Origin of the sequence: Actinomadura sp. NPDC023710 (assembly GCF_040639875.1) — a bacterium.
Lineage (GTDB): Bacteria > Actinomycetota > Actinomycetes > Streptosporangiales > Streptosporangiaceae > Spirillospora > Spirillospora citrea.
Genome location: NZ_JBFAGB010000044.1, coordinates 36,324 through 56,776 on the forward strand (window position 1 = coordinate 36,324; position 20,453 = coordinate 56,776).

At 73.0% G+C, this 20,453-nt stretch carries 18 protein-coding genes; 6 read left to right on the forward strand and 12 right to left on the reverse strand.

Translation table 11 applies throughout. The annotated features are described in order from the left end of the window. Position 1: 1 nt before the first annotated feature. From AB0H37_RS36860 to AB0H37_RS36870, 3 genes are all read left to right on the forward strand, one after another. On the forward strand, positions 2-1,642 hold the full coding sequence (locus AB0H37_RS36860; protein WP_360617270.1) for a fumarate hydratase: 1,641 nt from the start codon (positions 2-4) through the stop codon (positions 1,640-1,642). 150 nt (positions 1,643-1,792) lie between these two features. Next, complete coding sequence (locus AB0H37_RS36865) at positions 1,793-3,055, forward strand: serine/threonine-protein kinase (protein ID WP_179832737.1); 1,263 nt, start codon at positions 1,793-1,795, stop codon at positions 3,053-3,055. 85 nt (positions 3,056-3,140) lie between these two features. After that, positions 3,141-4,541 carry a class II fumarate hydratase gene (locus AB0H37_RS36870; protein ID WP_329094842.1) on the forward strand — a complete coding sequence of 467 codons (1,401 nt, stop codon included), beginning with the start codon at positions 3,141-3,143 and terminating at the stop codon, positions 4,539-4,541. 64 nt (positions 4,542-4,605) lie between these two features. Here AB0H37_RS36870 and AB0H37_RS36875 read toward each other — a convergent pair whose 3' ends face one another. From AB0H37_RS36875 to AB0H37_RS36895, 5 genes are all read right to left on the reverse strand, one after another. Continuing rightward, positions 4,606-5,487, reverse strand: coding sequence for a lytic transglycosylase domain-containing protein (locus tag AB0H37_RS36875; RefSeq protein ID WP_329094844.1), 882 nt, complete (start codon positions 5,485-5,487; stop codon positions 4,606-4,608). 548 nt (positions 5,488-6,035) lie between these two features. Next, positions 6,036-7,322 (reverse strand): PhoH family protein, encoded by a 1,287-nt coding sequence (locus AB0H37_RS36880; RefSeq protein ID WP_179838409.1) that lies wholly within the window; start codon positions 7,320-7,322, stop codon positions 6,036-6,038. Positions 7,323-7,571: 249 nt separating this feature from the next. Further along, entirely contained in the window at positions 7,572-8,396 is an 825-nt protein-coding gene (locus AB0H37_RS36885) for an isoprenyl transferase (RefSeq protein ID WP_329094847.1), read from the reverse strand. A gap of 155 nt (positions 8,397-8,551) precedes the next feature. Further along, positions 8,552-9,109, reverse strand: coding sequence for a hypothetical protein (locus tag AB0H37_RS36890; protein WP_360617271.1), 558 nt, complete (start codon positions 9,107-9,109; stop codon positions 8,552-8,554). Positions 9,110-9,240: 131 nt separating this feature from the next. Then, positions 9,241-9,762 (reverse strand): hypothetical protein, encoded by a 522-nt coding sequence (locus tag AB0H37_RS36895; protein ID WP_360617272.1) that lies wholly within the window; start codon positions 9,760-9,762, stop codon positions 9,241-9,243. A gap of 116 nt (positions 9,763-9,878) precedes the next feature. Between AB0H37_RS36895 and AB0H37_RS36900 the strand changes: the two genes are divergently transcribed. Together AB0H37_RS36900 and AB0H37_RS36905 are read left to right on the forward strand one after the other, a co-directional pair. Next, complete coding sequence (locus AB0H37_RS36900; RefSeq protein WP_360617273.1) at positions 9,879-11,417, forward strand: MFS transporter; 1,539 nt, start codon at positions 9,879-9,881, stop codon at positions 11,415-11,417. Next, the gene (locus AB0H37_RS36905; RefSeq protein ID WP_329094853.1) at positions 11,398-12,039 is read left to right on the forward strand and encodes a TetR family transcriptional regulator; all 642 of its coding nucleotides are present in this window, start codon (positions 11,398-11,400) and stop codon (positions 12,037-12,039) included. Before AB0H37_RS36900 ends, AB0H37_RS36905 begins: the two co-directional genes overlap by 20 nt. Positions 12,040-12,061: 22 nt before the next feature. On the opposite strand, the gene AB0H37_RS36910 is transcribed toward AB0H37_RS36905, so the two are convergent. From AB0H37_RS36910 to AB0H37_RS36925, 4 genes are all read right to left on the reverse strand, one after another. Continuing rightward, positions 12,062-13,234 (reverse strand): C40 family peptidase, encoded by a 1,173-nt coding sequence (locus tag AB0H37_RS36910; protein ID WP_360617275.1) that lies wholly within the window; start codon positions 13,232-13,234, stop codon positions 12,062-12,064. Positions 13,235-13,443: 209 nt separating this feature from the next. Then, on the reverse strand, positions 13,444-15,429 hold the full coding sequence (locus tag AB0H37_RS36915) for a thioredoxin domain-containing protein (protein WP_360617276.1): 1,986 nt from the start codon (positions 15,427-15,429) through the stop codon (positions 13,444-13,446). Between the two features lie 31 nt (positions 15,430-15,460). Then, a complete protein-coding gene (locus AB0H37_RS36920) occupies positions 15,461-16,834 on the reverse strand; it encodes an NAD(P)/FAD-dependent oxidoreductase (RefSeq protein WP_329094860.1) in 1,374 nt (457 codons plus the stop codon). A gap of 25 nt (positions 16,835-16,859) precedes the next feature. Then, positions 16,860-17,795, reverse strand: a complete 936-nt coding sequence (locus AB0H37_RS36925) for a ribonuclease Z (protein ID WP_329094862.1) — start codon at positions 17,793-17,795, stop codon at positions 16,860-16,862. A gap of 79 nt (positions 17,796-17,874) precedes the next feature. On the opposite strand from AB0H37_RS36925, the gene AB0H37_RS36930 reads away from it, so the two are divergent. After that, on the forward strand, positions 17,875-18,351 hold the full coding sequence (locus tag AB0H37_RS36930) for a pyridoxamine 5'-phosphate oxidase family protein (RefSeq protein WP_329094863.1): 477 nt from the start codon (positions 17,875-17,877) through the stop codon (positions 18,349-18,351). Between the two features lie 13 nt (positions 18,352-18,364). Here AB0H37_RS36930 and AB0H37_RS36935 read toward each other — a convergent pair whose 3' ends face one another. Genes AB0H37_RS36935 through mca form a run of 3 tightly spaced genes read right to left on the reverse strand, consistent with a single transcriptional unit; the run spans position 18,365 to position 20,327 of the window. Further along, entirely contained in the window at positions 18,365-19,165 is an 801-nt protein-coding gene (locus AB0H37_RS36935; protein ID WP_360617278.1) for a hypothetical protein, read from the reverse strand. Positions 19,166-19,221: 56 nt separating this feature from the next. Further along, entirely contained in the window at positions 19,222-19,464 is a 243-nt protein-coding gene (locus AB0H37_RS36940; protein WP_360617279.1) for a hypothetical protein, read from the reverse strand. Beyond that, a complete protein-coding gene (gene mca / locus AB0H37_RS36945; RefSeq protein ID WP_179838408.1) occupies positions 19,464-20,327 on the reverse strand; it encodes a mycothiol conjugate amidase Mca in 864 nt (287 codons plus the stop codon). The genes AB0H37_RS36940 and mca overlap by 1 nt, the downstream gene beginning before the upstream one ends. Positions 20,328-20,453: the final 126 nt, after the last annotated feature.

Consider the following 20,453-nt stretch of genomic DNA (forward strand, 5'->3'; position numbering starts at 1 on the left):
GATGCCTGAGTTCTCCTACACCGACCTGCTTCCGCTCGGCCCGGACGAGACCGACTACCGGCTCCTGACCTCCGACGGGGTCTCGACGTTCGAGGCGAACGGCCGGACGTTCCTGCAGGTCGAGCCGGAGGCTCTGCGGCTGCTCACCGAGACCGCCATGCGCGACATCGCCCACCTGCTGCGTCCGGCGCACCTGGCGCAGCTCCGCCGGATCCTGGACGACCCCGAGGCCTCCCCGAACGACCGGTTCGTCGCGCTGGACCTGCTGAAGAACGCGGGCATCGCGTCCGGCGGCGTCCTGCCGATGTGCCAGGACACCGGCACCGCGATCGTCATGGGCAAGCGCGGCCAGCACGTCCTGACGGACGGCGACGACGAGAGGCACATCTCGCACGGGGTGTACGACGCCTACACGAAGCTGAACCTGCGCTACTCGCAGATGGCGCCGGTGACGATGTGGGACGAGAAGAACACCGGTTCCAACCTGCCCGCGCAGATCGAGCTGTACGCGACGCCCGGCGACGCCTACAAGTTCCTGTTCATGGCCAAGGGCGGCGGCAGCGCCAACAAGTCCTTCCTCTTCCAGGAGACCAAGGCCGTCCTGAACCCCAAGCGGATGATGTCCTTCCTGGAGGAGAAGATCCGCTCGCTCGGCACGGCCGCGTGCCCGCCGTACCACCTGGCGATCGTCGTGGGGGGCACGTCCGCCGAGTACGCGCTGAAGACCGCCAAGTACGCCTCCGCCCACTACCTGGACGCGATGCCCGCCGAGGGCTCACCGCTCGGGCACGGGTTCCGCGACCTGGAGCTGGAGCTCCAGGTGTTCGAACTGACGCAGCGGCTCGGGATCGGGGCGCAGTTCGGCGGCAAGTACTTCTGCCACGACGTGCGGGTGGTCCGGCTGCCGCGGCACGGCGCGTCCTGCCCGGTCGCGATCGCGGTGTCGTGCAGCGCCGACCGGCAGGCCCTCGCCAAGATCACCGCGGAGGGCGTGTTCCTGGAGCGGCTGGAGACCGATCCCGCCCGGTACCTGCCCGACACCACCGACGAGCACCTGGACGACGACGTCGTCGCGATCGACCTGAACCGCCCGATGGCCGAGATCCGCGCCGAGCTGACCCGGTACCCGGTCAGGACGCGGCTGTCGCTGACGGGCCCGCTCGTCGTGGCGCGCGACATCGCGCACGCCAAGATCAAGGAGCGGCTGGACGCGGGCGAGCCGATGCCGGGGTACCTGCGCGACCACGCCGTCTACTACGCGGGCCCGGCCAAGACGCCAGAGGGCTACGCGTCGGGCTCGTTCGGCCCGACCACGGCCGGCCGGATGGACTCCTACGTCGAGCAGTTCCAGGCCGCGGGCGGCTCCCTCGTCATGCTGGCCAAGGGCAACCGGTCCAAGCAGGTCACCGACGCCTGCAGGGAGCACGGCGGCTTCTACCTCGGCTCGATCGGCGGCCCGGCGGCGCGGCTCGCGCAGGACTGCATCAAGAAGGTCGAGGTCCTGGAGTACCCGGAGCTCGGCATGGAGGCCGTCTGGAAGATCGAGGTCGAGGACTTCCCGGCGTTCGTCGTGGTGGACGACAAGGGCGAGGACTTCTTCGCCGACACCACCGGACCCGTCCTCAGCATCGGCAGGCGCTGACTTTCCGCACCTCCGGCGGCTCCCCGCGGGGACCGCCGGGTGGAGGTCCCCCACGGTTTCTTGTCGGTAGGTCACAGTATTGGGCCAAAATTCGCGTTGGTGATGAAGTCTCCCCGATGACCGGCTGGCCACTCCGGTATCTTTTCCGCCATGTCACAGTCAGAGCGCCTCGTGCTAGCGACGCGCTACCGGCTGGTCTCGGAGATAGGTCAGGGCGCCAACGGCACCGTGTGGAGAGGCCACGACGAGCTCCTCGACCGCGCTGTCGCGATCAAGGAACTGCGGCTCCCCGACAACCTCGCCGAGGACGACCGGGTGGTCTTCTACCGCCGCACCCTCCGGGAGGCGCGCGCACCCGCGCAGCTGCGCACGCACTCCATCGTCGAGGTCTACGACGTGGTCATCGAGCAGGGCCGGCCCTGGATCGTGATGGAGATGATCGAGGCGCCCAGCCTCGAACAGCTCATCGAGCGGTCGGGCCCGCTGCCGCCCGAGCGCGTCGCGCACATCGGCCGCGCCCTGCTGGACGCCCTCAACACCGCGCACAAGGCCGGGATCGTGCACCGCGACCTGAAGCCGAGCAACGTGCTGCTGGACGGCGACCGCGTCGTCCTCACCGACTTCGGGCTCGCGTTCTCCTCGGGTTCGGCGAGCCTCACCAAGACGGGCCACTTCATGGGGTCGCCCGCGTACGTGGCGCCCGAGGTCGCCGCCGGGGAGACGGCGACCCCGCGGTCGGACCTGTGGTCGCTCGGCGCGACGCTGTACGCGGCGCTGGAGGGCCGCCCGCCGTTCGAGCGCGAGAACGTCATGGCGACGCTGTCGGCGCTGGCCAACGAGTCGCCCCCCGCCCCGCAGAACGCCGGTGCGCTCGCGCCCGTCATCACCGGGCTGCTGGAGAAGAACCCGACCCGGCGGCTCAGCCACGCCCGCGCGGTCGACCGGCTCGAACGGGCCCTGGCGGGCCCGCGCTCGGGGCGCCGCGCCCCGACCCCCCGCTACCGGCTGATGGTCGTGATCGGCCTCATCGGCGCGACCGTCGCCTCCTGCGGGATCGGCGCCACCGCCCTCATCGTCGGCATGATGCGCGAGAGCCCCGGCCCCTCCCCCACCGCCGCCGCGTCCACCCCGGCGGGCACCGCCCAGGCCGGCGCACCGCCCGGCGCCGCGACCAGCACGCTGGTCGTCCGGGCCCGCAGCGACTCCTGCAAGATCTTCGTGTCGGTGCCGGGGGCCGCGATGACCGTGCTGAGCGACGAGACGCTGCACATGGGCGAGGCGCGCCAGTACGACCAGCCGCGCATCAACGCGGTCGTCTACGACGCGTCCGCCTGCGACGTCTGGGTGAACGGGCGGCAGAAGCCGGCGGGCAAGCCGGGCGAGCGGCAGAACTACACGCTGAACAAGGAGTGATCCGCGCCTCACGCGGGAATGCGTGACCCACCGACCGGGCTGCCATGGACGACGGCGGCCGCCGAAGTCGAGTGGGAGGCGTTCCATGGGCGAGCAGGGGTTCCGGATCGAGCACGACTCGATGGGCGAGGTCCGGGTGCCGGCCGCGGCCAGGTGGCGGGCCCAGACGCAGCGCGCGGTGGAGAACTTCCCGATCTCGGGACGGACGCTGGAGGCCTCGCACATCGCCGCGCTCGGCCAGATCAAGGCCGCCGCGGCGGTCGTCAACGCCGAGCTGGGGGTCCTCGACAAGGACGTCGCCGGCGCCATCGCCGAGGCCGCCCGCGAGGTCGCCGGCGGGCGGTGGGACGACCAGTTCCCGATCGACGTGTTCCAGACCGGGTCGGGGACGTCGTCCAACATGAACGCCAACGAGGTCGTGGCGACGCTGGCGCAGGAGCGGCTCGGCGCCCCCGTCCATCCCAACGACCACGTGAACGCCTCCCAGTCGTCCAACGACGTGTTCCCCTCGTCCATCCACATCGCGGCGACCGGGGCCGTCGTGAACGAGCTGATCCCCGCGCTGCGGCATCTGGAGGCCGCGCTCGCCCGCAAGGCCGAGGAGTTCGCGACCGTCGTCAAGTCCGGCCGCACCCACCTGATGGACGCGACGCCGGTGACGCTCGGGCAGGAGTTCGGCGGATACGCCGCGCAGGCCGGGCACGGCGCGGAGCGGCTGGAGGCCGTCCTGCCGCGGCTGGCGGAGCTCCCGCTCGGCGGGACGGCGGTCGGCACCGGCATCAACACTCCGGAGGGCTTCGCCGCCCGCGTCATCGCCGAGATCGCGCGGGCCACCGGGCTGCCGCTCACCGAGGCCCGCGACCACTTCGAGGCGCAGGGCGCGCGGGACGGCCTGGTGGAGGCCAGCGGCGCGCTGCGCACGGTCGCGGTGAGCCTCAACAAGATCGCCAACGATCTGCGCTGGATGGGGTCGGGGCCGCGCGCCGGGCTCGCCGAGATCCGGCTGCCCGACCTGCAGCCGGGCTCGTCGATCATGCCCGGGAAGGTGAACCCGGTGATCCCCGAGGCGGTCGCGCAGGTCGCCGCGCAGGTCATCGGCAACGACGCGGCGGTCGCGTTCGGCGGCGCGTCCGGCAGCTTCGAGCTGAACGTGATGCTGCCGATGATGGCGCGCAACGTGCTGGAGTCGATCACCTTGCTGGCGAACGCGTCCCGGCTGCTGGCCGACCGCTGCGTGGACGGCGTCGAGGCCGACGAGGAGCGGATGCGCGAGTACGCGGAGTCCTCACCGTCGATCGTGACGCCGCTGAACCGCTACATCGGGTACGAGGAGGCGGCGAAGGTCGCCAAGCAGGCGCTCCGGGAGCGCCGGACGATCCGCGAGGTCGTGCTGGAGCGCGGCTACGTCGAGGAGGGAAGGCTGACCGTGGAGCAGCTGGACGAGGCGCTCGACGTGCTGCGGATGACCGGCGCGGCCCGCCGCTGAGGCGGGCGGCGCCCGTCGCGCGTCCCAGACGCCCCGCAGGGCGTCCGGGACGCGCCGGGCCGGGTCAGTACCAGCCGACGGACTGCGAGTGCGACCACGCGCCGCACGGCGTGCCGTAGCGGTTCTTGATGTAGCCGAGCCCCCACTTGATCTGGGTGGTGGCGTTGTTCTGCCAGTCGGGCCCGGCGCTGGCCATCTTGGAGCCGGGCAGGGCCTGCGGAATGCCGTACGCGCCCGAGGAGGGGTTGGCCGCGTGGGCGTTCCAGTGGCTCTCCTTGTTCCACAGGTTGACCAGGCAGCCGAACTGGCCGCTGCCGCCGAACCCGTAGCTCGGCAGCAGCCGCTTGGCGATCGCCTGCGCCTCGCCGGCCGGGACCGGGTCGCCCGTCGGGCCGCCGCCGGTGCCGCCGGTGGGCTTCTTCTCCGGCGTCTTGGTCGGGATCGGCTTGCCCTTGGGAAGCAGCGAGGGGGCCTTCTTGCCGCCGTCCTGGCGCGTCGCGCGGGAGGCCCGGTCGAGCGCCAGCTTCTTGCGCTGCTGCTCCAGCACCTTCGGGTCGATCTGCGGCGGCGCGGCGGCGTCGGCGAGCTGCTTGGTGGGCTTGACGGTCTGCGTGCCCTCGTCGCCGGAACCGCCGGTCAGCGCGAACGCGGCGACCGCGCCGCCGCCGAGCAGGACGGCGGCGCCCGCGGCGACCACCGCGATCCGCACGCCGTTGCGCCCGCCGGAGCCTTCCCTGCGACCGCCGGAGCCGCCCTTGCGACCGGCCCGGCGGGGCCCGCCCGGCCCGGAGGAGATCTGGTCGCCGGGGCCGGCGGTGGAGACGCCGGTGCGCAGCGGCTCCTGGAGGGGCTGGAGTCCGAGCGTGTCCCCCGCGGGGACGCCCGCGCGGGGGTCGGTGCCGGCGACGCGCACGTCGTCCTCGTGCGGCGCCTCGGGCCCCTCCACGGAGGGGTCGGGCGTCTGCGCCGGGACGGGGGCCGCGGCGGTCGGCTGCCGGGGGTCGGAGCTCTGTCGATCGTCTCGCCTAGGGGACCCGGGACGGTCTCCGAACAAGGCGGTCCTTCCGACGGTCGTACGCGCATGGACACGCGCACGAACTGTTTCCACCCCGGTCCGGCGTGCCGCCGGTGGTCCGGCGGCCTCGGACCCGGGACGGCGCCCCGCACGTCGCGCGCGTCGATCAGGGGGCGCGCTCCGGGCCGGCACCGCACTGGGGGTGCTTACGGGGAGACACAATGCCCGAGGCCGAGGGCTGCTTCGCAACCAAAACGAGACGAATGCGGCTGATGGGACGGTTGTCAACCCGTCCGAACGGGGGCCGAAAACCCGGATGGACCTGCGGTTCTCTCCTCGCGGCGCAGCAAATGTGACCTTCGCCACATTCCTACCCTCCGGGGTTTAATGATCACCCTCGGTAGGAATCATGCATGGCGTTCTGAGACGCGAGGACCCCGGCGGCCGTCACGGTCCGCCGGGGTCCTCACTCGTCCGGGTCAGACCCCGACGTCGCCGAGCATGTCCGTCACGAGCGCCGCGATCGGCGAGCGCTCCGACCTGGTCAGCGTCACGTGCGCGAAGAGCGGGTGGCCCTTCAGCCGCTCCACCACGGCCGCGACGCCGTCGTGCCTGCCGACGCGCAGGTTGTCGCGCTGCGCCACGTCGTGGGTCAGCACGACCCGCGACCCGGCGCCGATCCGCGACAGGACGGTGAGCAGCACGCCGCGCTCCAGCGACTGCGCCTCGTCCACGATCACGAACGCGTCGTGCAGCGACCGTCCGCGGATGTGCGTGAGCGGCAGGACCTCCAACATGTCACGGTCCACGACCTCGTCGACGACCTCCGGCGTCGTCACCGCCGAGAGGGTGTCGTAGACCGCCTGCGCCCACGGCGACATCTTCTCGTTCTCCGAGCCCGGCAGGTACCCGAGCTCCTGGCCGCCGACCGCGTACAGGGGGCGGAACACCACGACCTTGCGGTGCCGCCGCCGCTCCAGCACGGCCTCCAGCCCCGCGCACAGGGCGAGCGCCGACTTGCCGGTGCCGGCCCGCCCGCCGAGCGAGACGATGCCGACCTCCTCGTCCATCAGCAGGTCCAGCGCGATCCGCTGCTCCGCGGACCGGCCGCGCAGCCCGAACACCTCGCGGTCGCCGCGCACCAGCCGCACCGACTTGTCCGGCTGGACGCGGCCGAGCGCCGAGCCGCGCTCGGACAGCAGCCGCAGCCCCGTGTGGCACGGCAGGTCCCGCGCCTCCTCCAGGTCGGCGCTCCCCGCCTCGTACAGCTCCTCGACGGCCCCGGCGGTCACCTCCAGCTCGCGCATCCCGGTCCAGCCGGACTCCACGACGGCCAGTTCCGCGCGGTACTCCTCGGCGGCGAGCCCCACCGCGGACGCCTTCACCCGCATCGGCAGGTCCTTGGAGACCAGCACGACGTCGCGTCCTTCGCGGGCCAGCCACGCGGCCACCGACAGGATGCGGGTGTCGTTGTCGCCGAGCCGGAACCCGTCCGGCAGGACGCTCGGGTCGGCGTGGTTCAGCTCGACGCGGAGCGTTCCGCCCTGGTCGCCGAGCGCCCCCTCGATCGAGACGGGCTCGTCCAGCCGCCCGTGCCGCAGCCGCAGGTCGTCCAGCGTGCGCAGGGCCTGCCGGGCGAAGTAGCCGAGCTCCGGATGGTGCCGCTTGGCCTCCAGTTCGGAGATGACGACGATGGGGAGTACGACCTCGTGCTCGGCGAACCGGGTCATCGCCCCCGGATCGGCGAGCAGGACGCTGGTGTCCAGGACGTACGTGCGCCGGTCCGGTTCCCTGCCGGAGGCAGCGCCCCCGAGGTCCTCGGAGGTCTCCGGTTCGTTGCGGGGGGACGACCCCCCGCTCCCCCCGGACAAACCCGGGGCGGAAATCCCGGACGGGTTCCCGGACGTGCCGGGACGGCGCGCGGAGGTTGTGGCCACTCGATCTCCCTGGATATGGGGGAACTGCCGGTGGCGCGCAGGTCCGCCCGCGCAGGGGCGGTGGTCCGAGGAGGACGGTCAGGTACCGTAGCGCCGGTGCCGCGCGGCGTAGGAGCGTATGGCCCGGAGGAAGTCCACCTTGCGGAAGTCCGGCCAATGGACTTCGCAGAAGTAGAACTCCGAGTGGGCGCTCTGCCAGAGCATGAAGCCGGAGAGACGCTGCTCGCCCGAGGTGCGGATGACCAGGTCCGGGTCCGGCTGGCCGCGCGTGTAGAGATGCTCCGCGATGTGCTCCACGTCGAGGATCTCGGCGAGTTCCTCGATGCTGGTGCCACGACTCGCCTGCTCGATGAGCAGTGAGCGCACCGCATCAGCGATCTCACGTCTACCTCCATACCCAACCGCGACGTTCACAATCAGGCCGGGTGCGCTCGATGTGGCCTCCCCCGCATCTTTCAGGACGCGGGCCGTTTTGTCGGGCAGCAGGTCGAGGGCGCCGACGGGCTTGACGTGCCAGCCGTCGGCGGCGAGCTTGCGGACGGTGTTCTCGATGATCGCCAGCAGCGGTTCCAGCTGCTCCGCGGGCCGGTTGAGGTTGTCGGTCGACAGCAGCCACAGCGTGACGTGCTCGACCCCGGCCTCCGCGCTCCACTGGAGCAGCTCGGAGATCTTCTGGGCGCCGCGCTGGTGCCCGGAGTTGACGTCGGCCAGCCCCATCGACCTGGCCCAACGCCGGTTGCCGTCCAGGATCACGCCGACATGCCGGGGGGTGACGTCGGTGGGCAGCTCGGCCTCGACGCGCCGCTCGTACATCCGGTAGACGGCGTCGCGGACGGCCGCGTACGGTCCGGTCCGGCGGAGGGCGGAGATCAGCCGCCCGCCCTCGGAGGGGCGCCGGCGCACGCCGTCCCTCCGCGCGCCGCGCGGCCTCCTGGTGCGCGGCTCTCCCGTACGCCGAACCCCCATATGGGCTTCCCTTCGAGCGACCGACCCTGGCGGAAAGTCGCTCAATTATGGCCCGACGGCGACACTTCTCCCACCGTCCCCGTGACGCCAGACTAACGCGCGTGGCGCGCCAGACGGGGTGGATGGCCTGCTCTGGCCCGCTCCGCCTCGGCGAGCAGGTCGGCCAGAAAACGCGCGAGTTCGGCCGACGTGAGGACGGCGCGGACGCCGCGCCCGCTCGCGCCCCACGCCTCGATCACGGCGCGCCGCGCGACCCGCCACCGCCCCGCCGCGGACTGCTGGCGGCCGACCCACATCGAGGACGTGCGCAGGGAGCAGCGCAGCTCGCCGGTGCTGATCACATCGCCGCGGTCGCGGTACCGGAACGCGAACAGCTCGGGCTCGCGGGCGGTGTCGCCGGGGACGGGGTCGGGGAAGCGGTCGTCGGGGTCGGGCCAGCGCGCCGCCTGCGGGGACCCGTCGGCCCGCGCGGCGGCGACCCGGGCGGCGAGACCGGCCAGGAAGTAGCCGCACCGCTCCCCCACCGCCCCGAACGAGTCGCCGTCGCGCCACAGTTCGAGCGTGACCTCGAACGGGGTGCCGCCGCGGTCGAGCGAGGCGATCGGGACCACCGCGAGGGCGGACCCGTCCAGGCAGCGCAGCCCCAGCATCCCGTGCACCTCCCGCCCCGCGTCCGGCCCGCTATCCAGGCACAGTAGGGGAGGTCCCCACCATGATCACACCCAGTGACCATCGTGATCGGGTAATGGTTGGCCCGGCCCCGCCCGGCCGGTCGGGCCGGTCAGGCCTGCGGGCCGGCGGCGCGGGCGCGCTCGACGTGCTGCAGGGCGCTGCGCAGCTCCGACAGCCACTCGTCGGTGTTCTTGCCGACGAGCCGGACGCACCAGGCGAGCGCGTCGCTGCGGCTGCGGGCGACTCCGGCGTCCACGAGCGTGTCCAGGACGCGGCGCTCGGGCTGCCGCAGCCGCGTCATGACCGGCACCGACAGGGTGGTGAACATCTCCCGCTCGCCGTCGCACTCCACGCCCCAGGACACCTTGCGGCCGAAGCGCTGCTCGGCCTCCCGGGCGATGGCGATCCGCCGGTCACGGGTCTCGTCGCGGAAGTGCTGGACGTGCCCGGCGACGAAGCCCGCGCGCTCGGCGCCGGACGCCTCGGCGGCGGCGGCCGGGACGGGCAGTGCGCCGACCACCGCGACCTCCTCGCGGTCGACGACGACTTCGGGCGCGCCCTCGAACCACTCCTCCGGGATCCGCCCGGTGAACCAGCCGCGCAGCTGCTCCGCCGCTTCGCTCGTATGCATGTAATCAAAATTACATCGCCCGCCGCACGGTGCGCCAGCCCTTGCCCCGATTGACAATCGGCTCCATTTGATAGTTACTTTCATTTTATAGAGACACTCATTTGGAGGTGGCAGCCATGATCGTGGGGCACGCACGGCGCTGGTTCGGGCTGGGCGCGCTGGCGCTGAGCATGCTGGCGCTCGGGTTCGACATGACGATCCTCAACGTGGCGCTGACCACGCTGTCGGAGGAGCTGCACGCGAGCACCAGCGCGCTGCAGTGGATCGTGGACTCCTACCTGCTGGTGTTCGGGGCCCTGCTGCTCCCGGCCGGGCTGCTCGGCGACCGGTTCGGCCGCAAGCGGCTGCTGGTGGCCGGCCTCGCGGTCTTCGGCGCCGCCTCGCTCGCCGGGGCGTTCGCGGACGGCTCCGGCGGCGTCATCGCGGCCCGCGCCTTCATGGGGCTCGGCGCGGCGATCGTGATGCCGCTGTCGATGTCGATGCTCCCCGCGATCTTCCCGCCGCAGGAGCGCACCCGCGCCGTCGCGGTCTGGTCGTCGGCGATGGCGCTCGGGCTGCCGCTCGGACCGCTGCTCGGCGGCTGGCTGCTGGAGAACTTCCGCTGGGGTTCGATCTTCCTGGTCAACGTGCCGGTCGTGCTCGTCGGCGGCGTCGCGGTGGCGCTGCTGCTGCCCGAGACGCGGGACCCGTCCGTGCCGCGGGTCGACGGGGCCGGCTCGCTGCTGTCGATGGCCGGCATCGTCGCGCTCGTCTACGGGGTCATCGAGGCCCCTGCGCGGGGCTGGGGCGACACGGTGGTGCTGCTGTCGTTCGCGCTCGCGGCCGTCCTGCTGACCGGGTTCGTCCTGTGGGAGCGGCGCGCCGCCGCGCCCATGATGGACATGGCGCTCTTCCGCGACCCCGGCTTCACATGGGCGATGGTCGCCGCCGTCACCGCGAACCTGATGATGGCCGGGGCGCTGTTCGTCCTGCCGCAGTACCTGGAGGCCGTCCAGGGCAACGACGTGTTCGGCACCGGGCTGCGGCTGACGCCGATGCTGCTCGGCCTGCTCGCCGGCGGGATCGTCACCGACCGGCTCGCGCACCGCTCCGGGCACAAGCCGATCCTCGTCACCGGGCTGCTCGTGCTCGCGGGCGGCTTCGGGTGGGGCGCGCTCGCCGGGCCGGACGACGGCTACTCCGCCACCGTTCCATGGCTGCTCGTCCTCGGGCTCGGCTGCGGCCTGACCATCGTCCCGGCGATGGACGCGGTCCTCGCCGCCCTGCCCGCCGACCGGGCAGGACGCGGCTCGGGCCTCGTCCAGACGCTGCGCCAGACGGCCGGCACGCTCGGCGTCGCGGGGCTCGGCAGCCTGCTGTCGGCGTTCTACCGGGACCGCGTCTCCACCGGCGGCCTGCCGGCCGAGGCCGCGGACGGGGCGCGCGACTCCATCGGCGGTGCCGTCGCCGTCGCCGGGCGGCTCGGCGACGCCGGGCTGCTCGCCTCGGCCCGCGGCGCCTACGTCGACGGCATGAACGCGGTGTTCGCCGCGTGCGGCGCCGCCGCGCTCGCGACGGCCCTGCTCCTGTGGCTCTTCCAGCCCGGCCGTGCCCGGGAGGGTGCGGCCCCCGCCGCCGATGCACGACAATCGGACCATGAGCACGTCGTCCCGTGAGCACGCCATCGACCGGCTGGAGGACCGGCTCGCCCGGCTGCCGCTGCGGGAGCGCAAGAAGCTGCGGACCCGCCGGACGATCCAGGACCACGCCCTCCGCCTGTTCGCCGAGCGGGGATACGACGAGACGACCGTGGAGCAGATCGCGGCGGCGGCCGAGATCTCGCCGAGCACGTTCTTCCGCTACTTCCCCACCAAGGAGGACGTGGTCGTCACCGACGAGTACGACCCGATCATGGCGGAGGTCATGCGGGGCCAGCCGGCCGGGATGTCCCCCATCGAGGCGCTGCGCACCACGCTCCGCGAGATGCTCCCGCTGATGTACGAGACCGACCTGGACGTGGTCAACGCCCGGCTGCGGCTCACCTCGCAGGTCCCGGCGCTGCGCGCCCGCACGTTCGAGTCGCTGCGCGAGGGCACGCACGCCATGCTGACCGAGGTCGTCGGCCACCGGACCGGACGGCGGCCCGACGACCCGGACGTGGAGACGTTCATCTGGGCCGTCCTGGGCGTGCTCCAGGCGGCCATGTACCAGTGGGTCGAGGGGCGCGTGACGACCGAGGAGCTTCCCGAGCTCGTCGACCACAACCTGGAGTTCCTGGACCGCGGCTGCCCGCTGTGACCCGGCGCCCGAGCCGGGCGGGTCAGCGCGTCAGCGCGGCGGCCATCTTCGGGCTGACGCGGACGGCGCCGCGCATGTTGCGGGTGTAGACGTCCTGGACCTGCACCACGGTGCCCGTCCGCGGGGCCGCCAGCATCTTGCCCTGGCCCAGGTAGAGGGCGATGTGGGAGATGTAGCCGGGCGCGGTCGGGTCGTTGGCCCAGATGAGCATGTCGCCCGGCTCGGCCTTGCCGTAGGGGACGACCCAGCCGGCGCGGGCCTGGTCCGCGGCGACGCGCGGGAGCCGGATGCCCGCCCTGGCGAACGCGTACTGCATCAGGCCAGAGCAGTCGTAGCCGCCCTCGGCCTCGGACTCGCCGCCCCACACGTACGGCCAGCCGAGCCGGGTGTAGGCCGCCTTGATCACCGTGCGGACCTGGCCGGCGGTCATGACCTGGCCGTTGGCGGCCGGCACGTCCCCGGACTTCGGGAAGTCGATCTCCGGGTTGACCGCGACGGCCTTGGCGCCCTTCGGCAGTGCCTTGCGCAGCTTCTTGATGAACGTCTTCGGCGCGGCCTTCGGGACGCTGACCAGCATCGCGTTGCCGGTCGGCAGTCCGAGGGCCTGCGCGGTGGCGTGCGAGACGACCGCGTCGACGTCGCTGATGCCCATCGTCGCGTACGCACCCACCCGCAGTTGCGACTGGTGCTGCTTGCCGCCGACGGGCACCTGGCTGCCCAGCTTGACGCCGCCGTCGCTGCCCATCGTGAACGAGATGGCGACGTCGCCGGAGGCCACGTTGCGCCAGAGCGCGTCCGACTTGGCGGTCGGCTTCGGCGTGTAGTTGCGGAACGTCGACGGGTCGACGCCCATCAGCCCCACCCGCTTGCCCGCGACCATGCCCTGAACGGCGTCGACGACCTCGACGCCCTTCACTCCCTTGGCGCCGCGGACCTTCTGGACGAAGTCGGCCGGAAGTGTGGACGGCGCCGCCACGAGGACGTGCGGAGTGAGCCTCTTGCCGAGCGGCGCGACCGCCGTGGGCGACAGCCCGGTGCTGCCGGACGCGGCCACGAACCGGGCGCGCTGCTCGCCGCGCCGCGTCTGCACCGGCGCGTCGTCGCGCGCGACGAGGACGGCGGTGTTGGCGGCGAGCGTCGTCAGCACGGAGACGCCGATGATCGTCGGTAGCACCCGGCGGTTCGGCTTTCCCACTGCCACGCTCCCTCGATGGTCGCCCTGCACCGGCTCCTGACCGCGCACCGGACACGACTATGACTCAATGGTCGGCCATCGTCCAGATACCCGGGGTGCCCTATGACATCCTCGTCCGCTTCACCCCGTTGGGTCAGGAGCGGCCCAGTTACTCAGTAGTAACAGCCCGGCCATCTGAGATCAAGGTCACGTTGTCATAAAGTGGATCGTCAGTCCAATTGCCCACGTAGCTCGCGGTTCAGCTCGGCCTGGGTCGTGACGGGCAGCCGGCAGACGAACCCCCGGCAGACGTACGCCGCGGGCTCCCCCTCCAGCAGGCCCCGTCCCTCCAGCAGGGGCACGCCCTCGGCGTCCGGCGGGCCGGTGCTGACCACCGCGCCCGGGGCGACCGCCATGAGGGCCGTCCGGTGCAGGGCGCGGGTGCGCGCGTCGTCCGGATCGCCGATCACCGCGATCTCGACCGGGCCCGTCGCGCGGGCCTCGGCCACCGCGAGGCCCCAGCCCGCGAACCGCGCGTGCTTGTCGGCGAGCGTCCCGGCGGGCGCCAGCGCGTCCTCCGCCGCCTGCCGGTGCCAGTCCGACCCGGTCAGCGCGGCGAACGACAGCAGCGCCCCCGCCGCCGCGAACTGCCCCGACGGCGTCGCGTTGTCGGTCGGGTCCTGCGGGCGCCGGAACAGGCGCTCGGCGTCGTCGGCCGTGTCGTAGAAGCCGCCGGCCCCGTCGGCGAACCGTTCGAGGACGGTGTTCAGCAGCTCACCGGCCAGCCGCACGTGGTGCGGGTCGCCGGTCACCGCGTGCAGGGCGAGCAGCCCCTCGGCCACGTCGGCGTAGTCCTCCAGAACGCCGGCGTTCGCGCCGGCCGTCCCGTCCTTGGACGTGCGCGTCAGCCGGCCGTCCCGCAGATGGACCTCCACCAGCAGCCGCGCGACCTCCTCGGCCGCCCGGACCAGATCCGGCCGGTCGAACAGCGCGCCGCACTCGGCCAGCGCCGCGATGGCGAGCCCGTTCCACGCCGCCACCACCTTGTCGTCCCGTGCCGGCGGGATCCTCTGCGCGCGCGCCGCCAGCAACGCGGTGCGCACGCGCTCGTAGCGCTCGACGTCCTCGGGGTCGCTCAGAAGCTGGAGGACGGAGGCTCCGAGCTCGAACGTTCCCGTCACCTCGAACAGGGTCTCCGCGAACGCGCCGTCCTCGTCACCGAGCACCTCCCGCAGCTGCTCGGGCGTCCACACGTAGTACCTGCCCTCGACGCCCTCGCTGTCGGCGTCCAGCGCCGAGGCGAGACCACCGTGGTCGGTGCGCAGGTCGCGCAGCATCCAGTCGCACGTCTCCAGCGCGACCCGCCGCGCGAACGGCGTCCCCGTCAGCCGCCACCAGTGCGCGTAGACGCGGGCCAGCAGAGCGTTGTCGTAGAGCATCTTCTCGAAGTGCGGGACGACCCACCGCGCATCCACCGAGTACCGCGCGAACCCGCCGCCGAGCTGGTCGTACATCCCGCCGCGGGCCATCGCCTCCAGCGTGCGGGACGCCATCGCCAGCGACTCCTCGCCGCCCGTGCGCGCGTGATGGCGCAGCAGGAACTCCAGCGCCATCGACGGCGGGAACTTGGGGGCGCCGCCGAACCCGCCGCGTTCGGCGTCGTAGGAGCCCGCGAGCACCTGCACCGCGTGCGCGAGCACCGCGTCGCCGGGCGCCTCCGTCCCGGCGAGGCCGGACCCGCGCGAGGTGAGGGCCTCGACGACCTGCTGCCCCTGCTGGGCGACGTCGTCGCGCTGCTCCGTCCACGCCTTGTGGACGGCCTGCAGCAGCGCCCGGAACTGCGCCCGCGGGAAGTACGTCCCGCAGTAGAACGGGTGCCCTTCCGGCGTCATGAACACCGTCATCGGCCAGCCGCCCTGGCCCGTCATGGCCTGGGTCGCCTCCATGTAGACGGCGTCGATGTCCGGGCGCTCCTCCCGGTCGACCTTGATGTTCACGAACAGCTCGTTCATCGCCCGCGCCGTCTCGCCGTCCTCGAAGGACTCGTGCGCCATCACGTGGCACCAGTGGCAGGCGGCGTATCCGACGGAGAGCAGGACGGGGACGTCGCGCCGCCGCGCCTCGGCGAAGGCCTCCCCGGTCCACTCCCACCACTCCACCGGGTTGCCGGCGTGCTGGAGCAGGTACGGGCTGGTCGCGTCCTTGAGCCGGTTCATGCCCCCGATCCTGCCCGATCCGGCCGCCGCCTCACTCCCCCCGCGCCTGCGCGGCGAGACCGGCGAGGGCGGACTCGATGGCGCGGTGGAAGGTCGGGTAGGCGTAGATCATCTCGCGGAGCGCGGCGGTCGGGGTCTCGGTGTGGACGGCCACGGCCAGGAAGCCGAGGACCTCCCCGCCGGACGGGCCCGCGGCGGTCGCGCCGACCAGGGTGCCCCACTCGACGTCCTCGACCAGCTTGACGAAACCGTCGTTGCCGGCCTTGTGGATCCAGCCGCGGGTCGACTCGGGGATCGGCGCGACGGCCGTGCGGACGGGGAGGTTCTGGTCGCGGGCCTGGGCCTCGGTGAGCCCGACGGACGCGATCTCGGGATCGGTGAAGGTGACGCGCGGCACGGCGCGGTAGGCGGCGGGCGGTCCCTCCTCGCCGAGGACGTCCCGGACGGCGACGGCCGCCTGGTACATGGAGACGTGCGTGAAGGCGCCCATGCCGGTGATGTCGCCGATCGCCCACACGCCGTCGGCGGCGCGCAGGTGCCCGTCCACGGAGATCCGGCGGGCGTTCTCGTCCAGGCCGACGGCGCCGAGGCCGAGGCCCCGGAGGTTCGGACGGCGGCCGGTCGCGACGAGGAGGCGGTCGGCGACGAGCGTCTCGTCGCCGAGGTGCATCGTGAACTCCGATCCGTCGTGGGTGACCCTGGTGACGTTCACGCCGGTGCGCACGCCGATGCCCTCGCGTTCGAAGACCTCGCGCAGCAGGGCGCTGGACTCGGGCTCGTCGTTGATGAGCAGGCGGTCCGCCGCCTCGACGATGGTGACGCGGCTGTCGAAGCGGGAGAAGACCTGCGCCATCTCGACGCCGACCACGCCTCCGCCGAGGACGAGGAGCGACCCGGGAGCCTCCGTGGCCTGGACGGCTTCGCGGTTCGTCCAGTACGGCGTGCCGGCGAGGCCGTCGACGGGCGGGGCCGTGGGCGAGGTGCCGGTGTTCAGCAGGATGCCGCGCCGGGCCTGGAAGACGCGGCCGTCCACGGTCACCTCGCGGGGACCGGTGATGCGGCCCCGGCCGCGCGCCAGCCGCACGCCCTTGCCGGTGAGGCGGTCGGCGGCGACCTTGTCGTCCCACGCGTAGGTCGCCTCGTCGCGGATCCGGGCGGCCACCGGGCCCCAGTCGGGCCGCACCGACGCCTCGCCCGCCATGCCGGGGACGCGACCCGTCTCGGCGATCAGCCCGGCGGCGCGCACCATCATCTTGGTGGGGACGCAGGCGTAGTAGGGGCACTCCCCGCCGACCAGCCGCGACTCCACGCCGACGACCGACAGGCCCGCCTCGGCGAGCCTGCCCGCGGCGTCCTCTCCCCCGGGCCCGAGACCGATCACCACGACATCGACTTCGTCAGCCATGCCCTGGGTCCTGCCCACCATCCCGTCAGGTCAGACGGCGCGGCGGCAGCGGGATCCGGTCCAGATCGTGGACGAGGGTGATGTCGCCGCCGAACGCGGCGGACGCCTCGTCCGCGAAGCGGTGCTCGTCCGCGGCGGGGTAGCGCTCGGAGAAGTGGGTGAGGACGAGCCGCCGCGCGCCCGCCTCCGCGGCCACCGCGCCCGCCTGGGCGGCGGTGAGGTGCCCGTACTCGGCGGCCAGGGCGGCGTCCTCGCCCAGGAAGGTGGACTCGATGACGAGCATGTCGACCCCGGCGGCCAGTTCGCGGACGCCGTCGCAGAGCCGGGTGTCCATGACGAACGCGACCTTCTGCCCGGGACGGGTCACGCTGCACTCCTCCAGCGTGACGGTGCGGCCGGCGGGCGTGGTGACCCGTCCGTCCTCCTGGAGGCGGCGGATCAGCGGGCCCCTGACGCCGCGCGCGGCGAGCGCGCCCGGCAGCATCGTCACGCCGTCCGGTTCCTCCAACCGGTACCCGTACGCCTCGACGGGGTGGGACAGCCGCCGCGCGACCAGGCCGAACGGGGCGTCTCCGGTGTCGAGCGCCATCCGCTCGCCGGACACCGGCCGCTCGCGGATGACGTCGGTGTCGCGGAACGCGGTCGCGTGCCGCAGCCGCTCCCAGTAGGCCCGGCCGCTCGCCGGGAACGCCGCGTCCACCGGGTGCGCGACGCCGTCGCGGGCGATGCGCTGGACGATCCCCGGCACGCCGAGGCAGTGGTCGCCGTGGAAGTGCGTCACGCAGATCCAGGTCACGTCGTTCGCGGAGAGCCCGGCGTGCGTCATCTGCCGCTGCGTCCCCTCCCCCGGGTCGAACAGGACGCCGTGCCCGTCCCAGCGCAGCAGGTAGCCGTTGTGGTTGCGGGACCTGGTGGGCACCGCGCTGGCGGAGCCGAGGACGGTGAGATCGCGAACGGACATCCTCCCATGGTGCCGGTCGAAGTGCCGGACAAGCGCTTGGTTATTCTGTGCGCGGTGCAGACGACCTTGGGAGGGCCCGTTGGCCGGTAGCAAGCGCGACAAGATCAAGATGACGCCGGAGGAGGTGGCGGACTACCTGGCCGCCAACTTCAAGGTGCAGGTCGCGACCGTCGGCAAGGACGGCGAGCCCCACCTGGTGACGATGTTCTACACGCTGTACGAGGGCAGGATCGCCTTCACCACGTACAAGTCCTCGCAGAAGGTGATCAACCTGCGCCGGGACCCGACCATGACGTGCCTGGTCGAGGACGGCGTCGAGTACAACGAGCTGCGCGGCGTCGCCCTGTACGGGCGGGGCCTGGTCATCGAGGACCCGGAGCCGCGGTCCAAGGTCGGCATGGTCGTCGGCTCGCGCATGGCGGGCCTGCCCGTCCCGAAGCTGGGCGAGCCGGTCGACCCGGTCATCGCCGAGGGCATCGAGCAGGCGCTGGCCAAGCGCGTCCTCGTCGTCATGGAGCCCGACCGGGCCGTCAGCTGGGACCACCGCAAGGTGTAGGCGCCGGGCCCGGTCAGGCCGGGCGGATGAGCTCCGCGGCGCGGTCCAGGGCGGCGCGCTCGGCCGCGTCGTCGCCGCGGAGGCGGGCGGCGTCGGCGAGGCGGACGAACATCGCGGCCTGCCCGCCGACCGCGTCCAGCCGGCGCAGGATCTCCAGGGCCTGGCCGAAGAAGTTGACGGCCGCGACGGGCCGGTGCGCGCGCAGGTAGGCCTCGCCGAGGCTCTCCAGCGCGCCGGCCCGGGCGTGCTCGTCCGGCTCCGGCAGCGCGGCGAACTCGTCCGGCAGCGGGCCGAGGAGCCCGATCGCGCGGTCGAGGTCGCCGGCGACGATCAGCGCCCGGGCGAGGTCATGGCGCGCCACCAGCACCGCGTGGGCATCGCCGCCCTGCTCGGCGAGGCGCAGGGCCTCCGCCAGCGTCTCGGCCGCCTCCGCCCGGCGTTCCCGCTCCAGCAGGGCCAGCCCCTCGGCCTCCACCTCCCCCTCGCCGGCGGCCGTGCCGGCGAGATGGTGGTCCAGGGCGCGGCGGAGTGCGGCGTCGCGGTCGGCGTCGGACTCCTCACGCTCGGCGCGCTCGCGGGCGCGGGCGCGCACCGGCTCCGGAAGGCGGAACCGGTCGCCGGGGGACGCGACGACGAGGTCCCTCGCGGCCAGCGCCTCCAGCAGCTCGCGCGCCTCGGGCTCGGGGACGTCCGCGAGGACGGCGGCCGCCGCGGGCCCGACGTCGCCTCCGCCCGGCGGCAGGGACAGCAGCCGGAGCAGCCGGGCCGCCGCGGGCGGGAGATCCCGGTAGGCGTCATCGAAGTTCGCGCGCACGTCGAGGGTCCTCCCCGGAGGCGGCGGCGTCCAACCGGCGCCGGGGCCCGGCCGGGTCAGGCGTCGTCGTCGGAGGGCTTGGCGGCCGCACCCGCCTTGGCCGCCTTGGCGGCCTCCGCGCGCTCCCACTCCTGCTGCCTCAGGTCCGCCTCGCGGGGCGCCTGGATCTTCTTCATCTGCTTGCCCATCGACCGGATCAGGAAGACCGTCGCGGCCAGCAGGAGGAGGAAGACCACGAAGCCGAGGACGCCGGGGCTGACCGTGTCGTCGTTCAGCGGCATGGCGTAGACGGCAGGCATCACAGACACACCTTCTCCCGGATGCCGGCGAACAGGTCGTCCTCCGGCAGTTCCGTGTCGACCAGGGACCTGGCCAAATGGTAGTCCTCGGTCGGCCATGCCTCGCGCTGGACGTCCAGCGGGACGACGAACCAGAACCCGTTCGGGTCGATCTGGGTGGCGTGGGCGAGCAGGGCCTGGTCACGGGTCTCGAAGTGGTCGGCGCAGGGGACCCGCGTGGTGACCTCCCACCTGGCGGGCTCGTCGCCCTCCTCCTCGAAGCGCTTCAGCCAGTCGCCGTAGGGCGACTCCAGGCCGGCCTTCTCCATGGCGGAGTGCAGGGCGAGGATGCGGCCCTTGCTGAAGGTCATGTGGTAGTAGAGCTTCAGCGGCTGCCAGGGGTCGCCCGTGCCCGGGTAGCGCTCCGGGTCGCCCGCGGCCTCGAACGCCTCCACCGACACCTCGTGGCACTTCACGTGGTCGGGGTGGGGGTAGCCGCCCTTCTCGTCGTAGGTGAGCATCACGTGCGGGCGGAACTCGCGGACCGCGCGCACCAGCGGCTCGGTCGCGGTCTCCAGCGGCTCCAGGGCGAAGCAGCCCTCCGGCAGCGGCGGCAGCGGGTCGCCCTCGGGGAAGCCGGAGTCGACGAAGCCGAGCCAGCGCTGGCCGACGCCGAGGATCTCGCGGGCCCGCGCCATCTCCGCCTCGCGGACCTTGCCGATGTCGGCCTTGACCTCGGGACGGTCCATCGCCGGGTTCAGGATGTCGCCGCGTTCACCGCCGGTGCAGGTGACGACGAGGACCTCGACGCCGTCGGCCACGTAGCGCGCCATCGTGGCCGCGCCCTTGCTGGACTCGTCGTCGGGGTGCGCGTGCACCGCCATGAGACGCAGGGGCTCGTCGCCGCCGCACGGCCGTTCGAGCGCCGCGCCGTCGAAGACGTCGGACGTACCGTCGATGACCTCGGACACTTGGGGGTCTCCCTCTCCGGACTGTTGAGCGGCCCCCGG

Coding starts and splice junctions, on each gene's coding strand:
- AB0H37_RS36860 (WP_360617270.1), top strand. CDS start 2: ATGCCTGAGTTCTCCTACACCGACCTGCTTCCGCTCGGCCCGGACGAG.
- AB0H37_RS36865 (WP_179832737.1), top strand. CDS start 1,793: ATGTCACAGTCAGAGCGCCTCGTGCTAGCGACGCGCTACCGGCTGGTC.
- AB0H37_RS36870 (WP_329094842.1), top strand. CDS start 3,141: ATGGGCGAGCAGGGGTTCCGGATCGAGCACGACTCGATGGGCGAGGTC.
- AB0H37_RS36890 (WP_360617271.1), bottom strand. CDS start 9,109: ATGCTGGGGCTGCGCTGCCTGGACGGGTCCGCCCTCGCGGTGGTCCCG.
- AB0H37_RS36895 (WP_360617272.1), bottom strand. CDS start 9,762: ATGCATACGAGCGAAGCGGCGGAGCAGCTGCGCGGCTGGTTCACCGGG.
- AB0H37_RS36900 (WP_360617273.1), top strand. CDS start 9,879: ATGATCGTGGGGCACGCACGGCGCTGGTTCGGGCTGGGCGCGCTGGCG.
- AB0H37_RS36905 (WP_329094853.1), top strand. CDS start 11,398: ATGAGCACGTCGTCCCGTGAGCACGCCATCGACCGGCTGGAGGACCGG.
- AB0H37_RS36915 (WP_360617276.1), bottom strand. CDS start 15,429: ATGAACCGGCTCAAGGACGCGACCAGCCCGTACCTGCTCCAGCACGCC.
- AB0H37_RS36920 (WP_329094860.1), bottom strand. CDS start 16,834: ATGGCTGACGAAGTCGATGTCGTGGTGATCGGTCTCGGGCCCGGGGGA.
- AB0H37_RS36925 (WP_329094862.1), bottom strand. CDS start 17,795: ATGTCCGTTCGCGATCTCACCGTCCTCGGCTCCGCCAGCGCGGTGCCC.
- AB0H37_RS36940 (WP_360617279.1), bottom strand. CDS start 19,464: ATGCCTGCCGTCTACGCCATGCCGCTGAACGACGACACGGTCAGCCCC.
- mca (WP_179838408.1), bottom strand. CDS start 20,327: ATGGCGGTGCACGCGCACCCCGACGACGAGTCCAGCAAGGGCGCGGCC.